9 protein-coding genes and 1 pseudogene are annotated in these 12,076 nt (G+C 69.3%); 4 read left to right on the top strand and 6 right to left on the bottom strand.

Going from position 1 to position 12,076, the window contains the following annotated elements; all coding sequences use genetic code 11:
* Positions 1–8: 8 nt before the first annotated feature.
* Genes AB0H88_RS44795 through AB0H88_RS44785 form a run of 3 tightly spaced genes read left to right on the top strand, consistent with a single transcriptional unit; the run spans position 9 to position 3,722 of the window.
* Positions 9–1,097, top strand: a complete 1,089-nt coding sequence (locus AB0H88_RS44795) for a CapA family protein (protein ID WP_357655052.1) — start codon at positions 9–11, stop codon at positions 1,095–1,097.
* Positions 1,098–1,138: 41 nt separating this feature from the next.
* On the top strand, positions 1,139–2,998 hold the full coding sequence (locus AB0H88_RS44790) for an SDR family oxidoreductase (RefSeq protein ID WP_357655051.1): 1,860 nt from the start codon (positions 1,139–1,141) through the stop codon (positions 2,996–2,998).
* 43 nt (positions 2,999–3,041) lie between these two features.
* Positions 3,042–3,722 (top strand): TetR family transcriptional regulator, encoded by a 681-nt coding sequence (locus AB0H88_RS44785; protein WP_357655107.1) that lies wholly within the window; start codon positions 3,042–3,044, stop codon positions 3,720–3,722.
* A 96-nt stretch (positions 3,723–3,818) separates the two neighbouring features.
* Here AB0H88_RS44785 and AB0H88_RS44780 read toward each other — a convergent pair whose 3' ends face one another.
* Positions 3,819–4,184, bottom strand: a complete 366-nt coding sequence (locus tag AB0H88_RS44780) for a hypothetical protein (RefSeq protein WP_357655049.1) — start codon at positions 4,182–4,184, stop codon at positions 3,819–3,821.
* A 164-nt stretch (positions 4,185–4,348) separates the two neighbouring features.
* Between AB0H88_RS44780 and AB0H88_RS44775 the strand changes: the two genes are divergently transcribed.
* Complete coding sequence (locus AB0H88_RS44775; protein WP_357655048.1) at positions 4,349–4,879, top strand: tetratricopeptide repeat protein; 531 nt, start codon at positions 4,349–4,351, stop codon at positions 4,877–4,879.
* 118 nt (positions 4,880–4,997) lie between these two features.
* Here the strand turns inward: AB0H88_RS44775 and clpB are convergent, their stop codons facing one another.
* From clpB to dnaK, 5 genes and pseudogenes are all read right to left on the bottom strand, one after another.
* Entirely contained in the window at positions 4,998–7,568 is a 2,571-nt protein-coding gene (clpB, locus tag AB0H88_RS44770; RefSeq protein ID WP_357655046.1) for an ATP-dependent chaperone ClpB, read from the bottom strand.
* A 50-nt stretch (positions 7,569–7,618) separates the two neighbouring features.
* Positions 7,619–7,924: pseudogene (locus tag AB0H88_RS44765) on the bottom strand (helix-turn-helix transcriptional regulator); the annotation flags it as partial.
* A 3-nt stretch (positions 7,925–7,927) separates the two neighbouring features.
* Positions 7,928–9,109, bottom strand: a complete 1,182-nt coding sequence (gene dnaJ / locus AB0H88_RS44760) for a molecular chaperone DnaJ (protein WP_357655045.1) — start codon at positions 9,107–9,109, stop codon at positions 7,928–7,930.
* A 20-nt stretch (positions 9,110–9,129) separates the two neighbouring features.
* Positions 9,130–9,726: a nucleotide exchange factor GrpE gene (grpE, locus tag AB0H88_RS44755; protein ID WP_357655043.1), complete on the bottom strand. Its 597-nt coding sequence runs from the start codon at positions 9,724–9,726 to the stop codon at positions 9,130–9,132.
* A complete protein-coding gene (dnaK, locus tag AB0H88_RS44750) occupies positions 9,726–11,597 on the bottom strand; it encodes a molecular chaperone DnaK (RefSeq protein WP_357655041.1) in 1,872 nt (623 codons plus the stop codon). Before dnaK ends, grpE begins: the two co-directional genes overlap by 1 nt.
* Positions 11,598–12,076 lie beyond the last annotated feature (479 nt).

Raw genomic sequence — 12,076 nt, 5'->3', positions numbered from 1 at the left:
AGCCGCACATGAGAGTCCCCCGCCCCCTTCTCGCGGCGCCCCTCGCCGTCATGCTGGCCTCGGCCGCCGCGTGCTCGGCGGCCAAGCCGGAGCAGCCGCCGAAGAGCGAACAGGCGGCGGAGAAACCGAAGGAAGCGGCCGTTACCAAGCCCGCCGCCCCCACGCGGAAGCCGTACACGATCGCGTTCGGCGGGGACGTGCACTTCGAGGGCGGGCTCCGTAACCGGCTCGCCGCGCCGCGCACGGCGCTCGGACCGATCGCGCAGGTGCTGCGCGCGGCCGACCTGGCGATGGTCAACCTGGAGACGGCGATCACGACGGGTGGCACGCCCGCGCCGGGCAAGCAGTACACGTTCAGGGCGCCCGACACGGCGTTCGGCGCGCTGAAGGCCGCCGGGGTCGACGTGGCGTCGATGGCCAACAACCACGGCATGGACTACATGGAGACCGGGCTCGCCGACTCGCTGGCGGCGATCAAGCGGAGCAAGTTCCCGATCGTGGGCATCGGGGCGAACTCCACGCAGGCCTACAAGCCGTTCAGGAAGACCGTCAACGGCAACCGGGTCTCCATCATCGGGGCCACGCAGGTGCTCGACGCCGAGTTCATCCAGGCGTGGACGGCGACGTCCACCAAGGGCGGGCTCGCGTCGGCCAAGGACGAGGACCGCCTGCTCCAGGCCGTACGGCAGGCGCGCAAGAACTCCGACACCGTCATCGTGCACCTGCACTGGGGCACCGAGATGCAGAAGTGCCCCAACCCGGCGCAGCTCGCTCTCGGCCCGAAGCTGGTCAAGGCGGGCGCGGACGTCGTGGTCGGCGGGCACGCGCACATCCTCCTCGGCGCCGGGTACGTCGGCAACGGCTACGTCAGCTACGGCCTGGGCAACTTTCTCTTCTACAACTCCACGCCCGGCACCACCGGCAGGACCGGCGTGCTGACGCTCACCATCAAGGGCCGCAAGGTGCTCAAGGACCAGTGGACGCCCGCCACCATCCAGGGGGGTATACCGATCCCGATGACGGGCACGGCCAAGACGCAGGCGGTGGCCGACTGGCGGGCCCTGCGATCCTGTACGGGGCTGGCAGCCCGCCCTTGACGAGATCTATCATTGGACACCACGTCCAATAGGAGGTCGCCATGCGCTGGGTCGAGTCCGATGACGTACGGCTGGCGGTCTTCGAGGAAGGCGATCCCGGCGACCCCACGATTCTCCTCATCCACGGCTATCCGGACACGCACCGGGTCTGGGACGAGGTCGCCGAGCGGCTGCGCGACCGCTTCCACGTGGTCCGTTACGACGTACGCGGGGCGGGCGCCTCGACGGCCCCGCGCCACACCGGCGACTACGCCCTCCACCGGCTCGCGGGCGATCTGGCGGCGGTGCTCGACGCGATCGGCAAGCCCCGGGTCCACCTCGTCGGGCACGACTGGGGCTCGCTGCAGGGCTGGGACGCCGTGACCCGTCCCGGCCTCCGGGACCGCATCGCCTCCTTCACCAGCTTCGGCGGTCCCGGGCTCGCGCGGGCACGCCACTTCATGCGGCACGGCAGGCGGCGCGACGTCCTGTCGCAGGCGGTCAGGTCCTGGTACATCGGCGCCTTCCGGCTCCCGGTGCTGCCCGAGCTGGCCTGGAGCACGTTCATGCCGCGCGTTCTGGAGCGGTCGATGCGGCGGGGTGATGGCCTTGAGCCCAGGCCGGGCCACCCGGCCGATACCTTGAGGAGCGACGCCCGCAACGGGCTGCGCCTCTACCGGAGCAACATGGGCTCCGCCCACTCTGGCGGCGACGTGCCCGGCCACTTCGGCGGGGATGTGTCCCGCCGGCCGGGCGGGGATCTGTCGGGCGGAGTGGGTGCTGAGGTGGCTGGCCGACCGGGCGGTGAGGTGGTCGATCGATCCGAGGGCGGCGACGGCCGTCCTGGGGGCGGTCCGACCGTCGCCGTGCCCGTTCAGCTCATAGAGGCGACGCGGGATCCGTTCGTCGGCCCGGCGCTGCTGGCCTCGCTGGGGGAGGGGGTGCCCAAGTTCTGGCATCGCAAGATCGCGGCCGGGCACTGGGTCCAGCGCAGCCACCCCGACGTCATCGCCAGGATGATCGCCGAGTTCGCCACCCACGCCGACGGCGGCGCGCCCACCAGGAGCCTGCGCGGGGCCCGCATCGAGGAGGGACGCAAGGCCTTTCACGGGCAGTTGGTGGTGATCACCGGTGCCGGCAGCGGCATCGGGCGCGCCACCGCGCGGGCCTTCGCGGCGCACGGCGCCGAGGTCGTCTGCGCGGACCTCGACGGCGAAGCGGCGGCTCGTACGGCTGACGGCATCGCCAAGGACCTCAGCGGTACGGCACACGCCGTACGGGTCGATGTCGCCGACACCACCCAGATGGAAGACTTCGCCAGAAATATCCGCGCTGAGTATGGAGTGCCGGACATTGTGGTGAACAATGCCGGGATCGCGGTCAGTGGGCCGTTCCTCGACCACTCGGCCGACGACTGGCGCAGGACCCTCGACGTCAACCTGTGGGGCGTCATCCATGGCTGCCGGCTGTTCGCCGCCCAGATGGTCGAACACGGAGAAGGCGGTCACATCGTCAACGTCGCCTCGCTGGCCGCGTTCGTACCGTCGCGGCTGCTGCCCGCCTACTCGACCTCGAAGGCGGCGGTGAAGATGCTGAGCGACTGCCTGAGAGCGGAGCTGGCCGGGCAGGGCATCGGCGTCAGCGTGATCTGCCCCGGTTTCGTGTCCACACCCATCGCGCGCAACGCCACGTACGTCGGACCGGACATCAGGGAATCGGCCGAACAAGGGCTGACTCGCCGCGGCTACCCGCCCGAGCGCGTCGCCGCTCATATCCTGCGCGCCGTACACCGTGACCAGGCCGTTGTCCCGGTCAACGCGGAGGGGAAGATCGGCTACGCGCTGTCGAGGATCTCGCCGGGAGCGCTGCGGCGGTTCGCGAGAGTGACCGGCGTCACGAGAAATCCGCCATTCGCCAGGTAACGATCGTGCACTTGGGGGGAAGATGGAGCACGTGTCCTCCCCGATGATTGAAGACGGCTGCGCGGCGCCCAAATCGCTCCGGCGACGGCCGACGCAGCGCCGCAGTGCCCGCCGCGTCGAGCGGATGCTCGACGCGTGTGCCGAGCTGCTCGACGAGATCGGCTACGAGGGGCTCTCCACCACCCGCATCGCCGAGCGAGCCGGCGTCGCGATCGGGTCGGTCTACCAGTTCTTTCCCGACAAGCGAGCCATCACGCAGGAGCTGACCCGGCGCAACGTCGAGCAGTTCGTCTCCCGCGTCGGCCGCCGGTTCCTCGAAGAGGACTACCGCGGCTGGTGGGAGGCGGTCGACGCGATCATCGACGAGTTCGTCGACATGCACCGGAGCGTGCCCGGGTTCAGGAATCTGCGCTTCGGCGACGTGGTCGACCTCAACCTGCTCGACTCCGACTCCGACAACAACATGGTGATCGCCGGGCGGCTGCGCGGGCTGCTGCTGAAGGAGTTCGGGCTGGCCGACAGCCAGGAGCTCGACATGGCCGTGCTGGTCGCGGTCGAAGCGGGCGACGCGGTGCTGAAGCTGGCCTTCCGCCGCGATCCGGACGGCGCACCGGAGATCATCGAGGCGGCCAAGCAGCTGATCCGCGGCTTCCTGTCCCGCCAGCTCAAGTCCTGGCCTTCGGGAGGCATCCTGGCCCGCGACGAAGGGTCACGGCCCTCGTGAAGCGTCGCTCGCCAGAAGGGCCACGGCCCTCGTGAAGCGTCGCTCGCCAGAAGGGTCACGGCCCTCGTGAGCGTCACTCGCCGGGCTGCTGGGCGTTCAGTGGGCCGCGTGTAGCTCTCTGAGGAGCTCCGGCAGCCAGGCGGGAGTCGAGCCGTGAGGGTCGTACATGGACTGGAGCCGGTCGCCTGATTCCGGGACGAGCGCGGCGGCGGGCGGCGGGTGCGGCTGGGTGCGAGAGGTGTCGGTGCCCGGCGCGCACGGTGTCAGGAACGTCACCGACCGTGCGTCACGGGCCTCCCTGACCATCCTGGTGTGCAGCCTCGCCTCAAGCGCGTGCAGGTTTCGCTCCGCCGATTCGATGGCCTCCAGACGGGCCGAAAGGTAACCGACCGCACCCGGAATCACGGCGGACAGCACGACGAGGCAGACCAAAATGAAGGTTATCTGCCTGGACAGGCCCATCGCGACTCCCTCCACTGGCGGACGAGCGCGACGGTAATATCCCCTCCGACCAGCACAGACACGCTGACTGTAGTCAGACTTTAACGCTACGTTGCCGAACCCGTGCGAGATCCGCGATGTGCATTGACCGGGCAAAACCGCAAGCGGCTCGGTAGTCTCGCGGTGTGGCGCATGTGACCCGTGAGCACCTTGATCGCCTGCTAGAGCAGGCACTGCTGGCCGACGACCACGGTTCGCTGGCCAAGCGGCTGTACGACGTCGCGCTCGGCTATTCGACGGGCGACGTTTCCAGGGCATCCATCCTGGTTCTGGCCGCCGAGGAATGGCGGGCGGCGGGACAGCCCGCGCGTGCGATGGAGTGTTTCCAGCGTGCGATGGAGGACGGAGGCGAGTCGAGCATCGACCCGCGAGCCGGCATCGCCGACACGCTCTTCGAGCTCGACCGGCCGGACGAGGCAAGGGAGGTCATCGAGACCATCCGTGCGGAGGGCGGAGCCACCACGGCGACCGCCCACACGATCGCCGAGACCCTGGTCGCCTACGGTGACCTGCGGGCTGGGCACGAGTGGGCGACCCAGGCGGTGCTGGCCTGCGACGAGGACGACCCCGAGCAGGTGGCCCTGCTGCGTACCCGCTATCGCATCAGGGTGGACCTCGGCCTACCGGAAGACGACCTCGACGCCCTGGTGTCCTGACGAGGGACGCCACGGAAGGGCGGACGTGACCGGCGCGGTGGTGGCGTGAGCCTGCCCACCCGCCGTGGAACGACGACGCCCGGAAACCAACCGGTTCCCGGGCGTCACGTGCCAGGCCTCAGCCGCGGACGATGGAGAGCTCGTCGTCGCCCAGGTCCACCAGGACCCGGTCGCCGTCCACGACCTCGCCCGACAGCACGGCCTTGGCCAGTTTGTCGCCGATCGCCGACTGGACCAGGCGGCGCAGCGGGCGCGCCCCGTACATCGGGTCGTAGCCGGTGAGCGCCAGCCACTCGCGGGCCGCGTCGGTGACCTCCAGCGTGAGCCGGCGGTCGGCCAGCCGCTGGGCCAGGCGTTCGACCTGGAGGTCGACGATGCGCGTCAGCTCTTCCGAGCCGAGCGCGTCGAACAGGATCACGTCGTCGAGCCGGTTGAGGAACTCCGGCTTGAACGAGTTGCGCACCGCGCCCATCACGGCCTCGCGCTTGGCGCCGTTGGCCAGTTTGGGGTCGACCAGGAACTGCGAGCCGATGTTGGAGGTGAGGATCAGGATCGTGTTGCGGAAGTCGACGGTACGGCCCTGGCCGTCGGTCAGCCGGCCGTCGTCGAGCACCTGCAGCAGGATGTCGAAGACCTCGGGATGGGCCTTCTCCACCTCGTCGAGCAGCACGACCGTGTAGGGCCGCCGCCGGACGGCCTCGGTGAGCTGGCCGCCCTCCTCGTAGCCGACGTAGCCGGGAGGCGCGCCGACGAGCCTGGCGACGCTGTGCTTCTCGGAGTATTCGCTCATGTCGATGCGGGTCATCGCCCGCTCGTCGTCGAACAGGAACTCCGCCAGCGCCTTGGCCAGCTCGGTCTTGCCGACACCCGTCGGGCCGAGGAACAGGAACGAGCCCGTGGGCCTGTCGGGGTCGGAGATCCCGGCCCGGCTCCGGCGTACGGCATCCGAGACGGCCTGTACGGCCTGCTGCTGCCCGATGAGGCGCCGCCCCAGCTCCTCCTCCATCCGCAGCAGTTTGGCCGTCTCAGCCTCCAGCAGGCGCCCCGCCGGGATGCCCGTCCAGGAGGAGATGACCTCGGCGATGTCGTCGGCGCCGACCTCCTCCTTGACCATGGCGTTGTCGGGCGTCGCGGCGTCGGAGGCGGCCCGCAGAGCCTGCTCCAGGCGCGGCACCTCGGCGTACATGAGCCGGGAGGCGGCCTCGAAGTCGCCGTCGCGCTGCGCCCGCTCGGCGCCGCTCCTGGCCTCGTCGAGCTGCTTCTTCAGCTCGCCGACCTTGTTGAGGCCGGCCTTCTCGAGCTCCCAGCGGCCGACGAGGGCGTTGAGCTCCTCCTGGCGGTCGGCCAGTTCCTTGCGCAGGCGTTCGAGCCGCTGGATGGAGGCCTCGTCGGTCTCCTTGGACAGCGCCAGCTCCTCCATCTTCATCCGGTCGACGTTGCGCTGGAGCTGGTCGATCTCGACGGGACGCGAGTCGATCTCCATGCGCAACCGGGAGGCGGCCTCGTCGACCAGGTCGATGGCCTTGTCGGGCAGGAAGCGGTTGGTGATGTAGCGGTCGGAGAGCGCGGCGGCGGCGACCAGCGCGCTGTCGGCGATCTGGACCTGGTGGTGGGCCTCGTAGCGGCCCTTGAGCCCGCGCAGGATCGCGATCGTGTCCTCGACCGTGGGCTCGCCGACGTAGACCTGCTGGAAGCGGCGCTCGAGCGCGGGGTCCTTCTCGATGCGCTCGCGGTATTCGTCGAGCGTCGTGGCGCCGATCATGCGGAGCTCACCGCGGGCCAGCATGGGCTTGAGCATGTTGCCCGCGTCCATCGCGCCCTCGGCGGCGCCCGCCCCGACGACCGTGTGCAGCTCGTCGATGAACGTGACGATCTGCCCGTCGCTCTCCTTGATCTCGGAGAGCACGGCCTTGAGCCGCTCCTCGAACTCCCCGCGGTATTTGGCGCCCGCGACCATCGCGCCGAGGTCGAGCGAGATGAGCCGCTTGTTGCGCAGCGACTCCGGCACGTCGCCGGCCACGATGCGCTGGGCCAGGCCCTCGACGACGGCGGTCTTGCCGACGCCGGGCTCGCCGATCAGCACCGGGTTGTTCTTGGTGCGCCGCGACAGCACCTGCACGACCCGGCGGATCTCGGAGTCGCGGCCGATGACCGGGTCGAGCTTGCCGTTGCGGGCGTGCTCGGTCAGGTCGACGCCGTACTTCTCCAGAGCCTGGTAGGTGTCCTCGGGCGTCTCACTGGTGACGCGGGCGTGACCGCGTACCTTCTCGAAGGCGTCGAGCAGCGCCTGCGGAGTCGCTCCCTGGGACTTCAGCAGCTCGGCGGCCTGGCCGCCGTCGGTGGCCAGGCCCACGAGCAGGTGTTCGGTGGAGACGTAGTCGTCTTCGAGCCGCTTGGCCCGCTGCGCGGCGGTGTTGATCACGGTCAGCAGCTGGCGCGAGCTCGACGGCGCGCTCACGGTGGAGCCCTGCGCCTTCGGCAGCGCGGCGAGCTGCTCCTCGGCCTTGGCGCGCAGCGTCTTCCAATCGGCGCCGACGGCTTCGAGCAGAGGTATGGCGGTGCCGCCCGTCTGGGCGAGCAGGGTGGTCAGCAGGTGGGCGGGCGCGATCTCCGGATTGCCCTCCGCGGCGGCACGCCGCATGGCCCCGGAGAGAGCTTCCTGGCTCTTCTGGGTGAGCTTGTAGTCCATGTGTTCTAGGCCCCCGGTGGCAGCTCGTAGCGGATCAGCGCCCTGACCATCTGCATCTCGGCGCGGAGGCGGTGAACCTCCTCACGCAGCCGCAGAGCCTCGTTCTCGAGCTCGAGAATCCGCTTGATGCCCGCGAGGTTGATGCCCTCCTCCTGGGAGAGCCGCTGGACCTCGCGGAGCTGGATGATGTCGCGGGTGGAGTAGAGGCGGCCGCGCCCCGCCGTGCGGCCTGGACAAACCAGTCCGAGCCGGTCGTACTGCCGCAAGGTTTGCGGATGGAGGCCCGATAGCTGCGCGGCCACCGAGATCACATAGACCGGAGTCTCGTCTGACAGGTCGAAATAGTTGGCGTCCATCGGCTACTCGCTTCTGGCTCTCTGTATGAGATCAGCCCGCGGGTCCTCGCCCGCCGTCGCGGTGTTGAACTCCGTGAGGAGCTCGCGGGACTTGTCGTCCAGTGTCTGGGGGACGAGCACCTCGACGGTGGCGAGCAGGTCGCCCTTGGTGCCGTCCTTGCGGGCGACGCCTCTGCCGCGGACCCTGAACGTACGGCCGTTGGGCGTGCCCGTCGGGATGCGCAGCGTGACCGGCAGCCCCTTGAGTATCGGCACCTTGATCTCGGCGCCGAGCGCGGCCTCGGAGAACGTCACCGGCACCGTGATGGTCAGGTTGTCGCCCGTCCTGCCGAAGACGGCGTGCGGCTTGACGTGCGTGAGGATGTAGAGGTCGCCGGCCGGGCCGCCGTTCTCGCCCGGGGCGCCCTTGCCCTTGAGCTTGACCCGCTGTCCGTCGGCCACCCCTGCGGGGATGCGTGCCTGGATGTTGCGGGTGCTCTTGGCCCGGCCGCTGCCCTCGCACACGGGGCAGGGGTCGTCCACGAGCAGGCCGCGGCCCTTGCAGTCGCGGCAGGGCTCGGAGAAGGCGAAGTTGCCCAGGTTGCGGCTGGCCGCCCCGGTGCCCTCGCAGGTCGGGCAGACCCGCGGGGTGGTGCCGGCCTTGGCCCCGGTGCCGCTGCAGGCCGTGCAGGCGGCCGAGCTGGTCAGCCTGAGCGACACCGTGGAGCCGTCGACCGCTTCGGTGAACGTGAGCGTGACCTCGGACTCGACGTCCTGGCCACGCCGCGGCCTCGTGGCGCTGGTCGTACGGGTCGAGCCGCCGCCGCGGTTGAACAGCCCGCCGAACAGGTCGCCGAGCCGCTCACCCGCCCCGTGGCCCTGCTGCTGCTGGTTGGCGGTGCCCCCGAACAGGTCGCCGAAGTCGAACGGGAAGCCGCCACTGCCGGGACGCTGGGCCCCCACCCCGGACCCGAACAGCGTGCGCGCCTCGTCGTATTCCTTGCGGCGCTTGCTGTCGGACAGGACGTCGTTGGCCTCGGAGATCTCCTTGAACTTGGCCTCTTTGGCCACGTCGCCCTGGTTGGTGTCGGGGTGGTACTGCCTGGCCAGCTTGCGGTAGGCCTTCTTGATGTCATCGGCCGTGGCTGACTTGGGCACACCAAGGACGGCGTAGTAGTCCTTCTCCAGGTAGTCCTTGGTGCTCATCTATCGCCCTTCGTTCTTCGTCAGTTGTCGTCGTCGGACGCCGGGGGGGCGTCTTCTGGCTCCGCCACGGCCACCCGCGCCGGGCGGAGCACCCGCTCACCCATTCGGTAACCGGGCTGGAGCACCTCGATTGCGGTCGGCTCGGTGACGTCCGGCGAGTAGCTGTGCATCAGCGCCTCGTGGACGGTCGGGTCGAACGGGTCGCCCTTCTGGCCGAAGGAGTTGAGCCCGAGCTTGGTGACGGCCGCTTCCAGTGACTCTGCCACCTTCGCGAAGCCGCCGGTGAGCTCGCCGTGATCACGCGCCCGGCCGATGTCGTCGAGCACGGGCAGGAGCTCCTGGAGGGCGCTCGCGACGGCCTGCTCCCGCACGGCTCCGCGGTCACGTTCGACCCGCCTGCGGTAGTTGGTGTATTCCGCCTGGAGACGCTGCAGGTCGGACGTCCGCTCGGAGAGCTGCGCCAGCAGGTCTCCGTCCTGCGCCGCCGCCTCACTGGCGGCGGGAGGAGGGGGAGCGTCCTGGTCCTGCGGTCGTTCGCGCACCTGGCCCGTCTCCGGGTCGATCTTGCGGTTGTCGCGGATCACCGGCTCGTCGTGCCCGTTGTCACGCGTCGGCATCACTTGTCCTTCTTCGGCTGGTCTTCGTCGACGATCTCGGCATCGACCACGTCGTCATCGGCCTTCTGCTGCTCGCCGGCCGCGGCGTCCTGCGGGGCGCCCTCGCCGCCGGGCTGCTGGGCCTGGCTCTGCGCGTAGATCGCCGAGCCCATCTTCTGGCTGACGGTGGCGAGCTTCTCGGCCGAGTTGCGGATGACGTCGGTGTCGGTGCCCTCCAGAGCCTTCTTCAGCTCGGCCAGTGACTCCTCGACCTCGGTCTTGATCTCGCCGGGGACCTTGTCGTCGTTCTCGCGGAGGAACTTCTCCGTCTGGTAGGCGAGCCCGTCGGCGTTGTTGCGGACCTCGGCCTCCTCGCGGCGCTTCTTGTCCTCGTCGGCGTAGGACTCGGCCTCGCGCATCATCCGCTCGATGTCGTCCTTCGGCAGCGCGGAGCCGCCGGTGATCGTCATCGTCTGCTCCTTGCCCGTGCCCAGGTCCTTGGCGGAGACGTTGACGATGCCGTTGGCGTCGATGTCGAAGGTGACCTCGATCTGCGGGATGCCGCGCGGCGCCGGGGCGATGCCGGTCAGCTCGAAGGTGGCCAGCTTCTTGTTGTACGAAGCGATCTCGCGCTCGCCCTGGTAGACCTGGATCTGCACCGACGGCTGGTTGTCCTCGGCCGTGGTGAAGACCTCGGAGCGCTTGGTCGGGATCGTCGTGTTGCGCTCGATGATCTTGGTGAAGATGCCGCCCTTGGTCTCGATGCCCAGCGACAGCGGGGTCACGTCGAGCAGCAGGACGTCCTTGACCTCACCCTTGAGCACACCGGCCTGCAGGGCGGCGCCGATGGCGACGACCTCGTCCGGGTTGACGCCCTTGTTGGGCTCCTTGCCGCCGGTCAGCTCCTTGACGAGCTCGGAGACGGCGGGCATGCGGGTCGAGCCGCCGACGAGCACCACGTGGGCGATGTCGTTGATCTTGATGCCGGCGTCCTTGATGACCTGGTGGAACGGGCCCTTGGTCCGCTCGAGCAGGTCGGCGGTCAGCCGCTGGAACTCGGCCCTGGTCAGCTTCTCGTCGAGGTGCAGCGGGCCCTCGGAGGAGGCGGTGATGTAGGGCAGGTTGATGTTGGTCTCGGCCTGGCTGGACAGCTCGATCTTGGCCTTCTCGGCGGCCTCACGCAGACGCTGGAGCGCCATCTTGTCCTTGGACAGGTCGACGCCGTGGGCGTTCTTGAACCGGTTGGCCAGCTCGTCGACGACCCGCTGGTCCCAGTCGTCACCACCGAGGTGGTTGTCGCCGGAGGTCGCCTTGACCTCGACGAAGCCGTGGCCGTCCTCCTGGCCGACGTCGAGCAGGGACACGTCGAAGGTGCCGCCGCCGAGGTCGAAGACCAGGATCGTCTGGTCCTGCTCCTTGTCGAGCCCGTAGGCGAGGGCCGCCGCGGTGGGCTCGTTGATGATGCGCAGCACGTTGAGGCCCGCGACCGTGCCGGCCTCCTTGGTGGCCTGGCGCTGCGCGTCGTTGAAGTAGGCCGGAACGGTGACCACCGCGTCGGTGATCTTCTCGCCCAGGTAGGCCTCGGCGTCCTGCTTCAGCTTCTGCAGCACGAAGGCGCTGATCTGCTGGGGGGAGAACTTCTTGCCGTCGATCTCCTGGGACCAGTTGGTGCCCATCTCCCGCTTGACGGAGCGGATGGTCCGGTCCACGTTGGTGACGGCCTGTCGCTTGGCGACCTCGCCGACCAGGACTTCGCCGTTCTTAGCGAAGGCGACCACGGACGGCGTGGTCCGCGAGCCCTGCGCGTTGGCGATGACGGTGGGCTCACCGCCCTCGAGGATCGAGACGACGGAGTTGGTCGTCCCAAGGTCGATACCTACCGCACGTGCCATGAGTACGTCCCTGTAGTTAAAGTTGAGTCGGTCAGACTCAACGTACGAATGCCCGGGGTGTTTGTCAAACAGCTTGAGCCTACTCGACTCAACCTGCCCTCGGGCACCCGTATTCCCCCTGAAAGTTCCCCCCTCGAAACCCTGAGGGACCCCGGCACGACAGGGGTCGCATGCCGGGGTCAGGTCATCCCCCGTGAAAGTCCCCTGCCCGGAACTGGCGGGCAGCGGCGCGACGAGGGTCGTGTGCCGGGGTCTGGTCATTCCCCCGTGAAAGTCCCCTGCCCGGAACTGGCGGGCAGCGGCGCGACGAGGGTCGTGTGCCGGGGTCTGGTCATTCCCCCTGAGAGTCCCCAGCCCGGAACTGACCGGTAGCGGCGCGACGAGGGTCGTGTGCCGGGGTCTGGTCATTCCCCCTGAGAGTCCCCAGCCCGGAACTGACCGGCAGCGGCGCGACGAGGGTCGTGTGCCGGGGTCTGTCG

Origin of the sequence: Nonomuraea sp. NPDC050680 (assembly GCF_040654555.1) — a bacterium.
Classification (GTDB): Bacteria; Actinomycetota; Actinomycetes; order Streptosporangiales; family Streptosporangiaceae; genus Nonomuraea.
This window is presented reverse-complemented; position numbering and strand designations above follow the sequence as displayed.

Bases quoted from the DNA above. Each gene is read 5' to 3' on its own strand.
- grpE (WP_357655043.1), bottom strand. From the start codon at position 9,726: ATGCCGACGCGTGACAACGGGCACGACGAGCCGGTGATCCGCGACAAC.
- AB0H88_RS44790 (WP_357655051.1), top strand. From the start codon at position 1,139: ATGCGCTGGGTCGAGTCCGATGACGTACGGCTGGCGGTCTTCGAGGAA.
- AB0H88_RS44795 (WP_357655052.1), top strand. From the start codon at position 9: ATGAGAGTCCCCCGCCCCCTTCTCGCGGCGCCCCTCGCCGTCATGCTG.
- dnaK (WP_357655041.1), bottom strand. From the start codon at position 11,597: ATGGCACGTGCGGTAGGTATCGACCTTGGGACGACCAACTCCGTCGTC.
- dnaJ (WP_357655045.1), bottom strand. From the start codon at position 9,109: ATGAGCACCAAGGACTACCTGGAGAAGGACTACTACGCCGTCCTTGGT.
- AB0H88_RS44785 (WP_357655107.1), top strand. From the start codon at position 3,042: ATGATTGAAGACGGCTGCGCGGCGCCCAAATCGCTCCGGCGACGGCCG.
- clpB (WP_357655046.1), bottom strand. From the start codon at position 7,568: ATGGACTACAAGCTCACCCAGAAGAGCCAGGAAGCTCTCTCCGGGGCC.
- AB0H88_RS44780 (WP_357655049.1), bottom strand. From the start codon at position 4,184: ATGGGCCTGTCCAGGCAGATAACCTTCATTTTGGTCTGCCTCGTCGTG.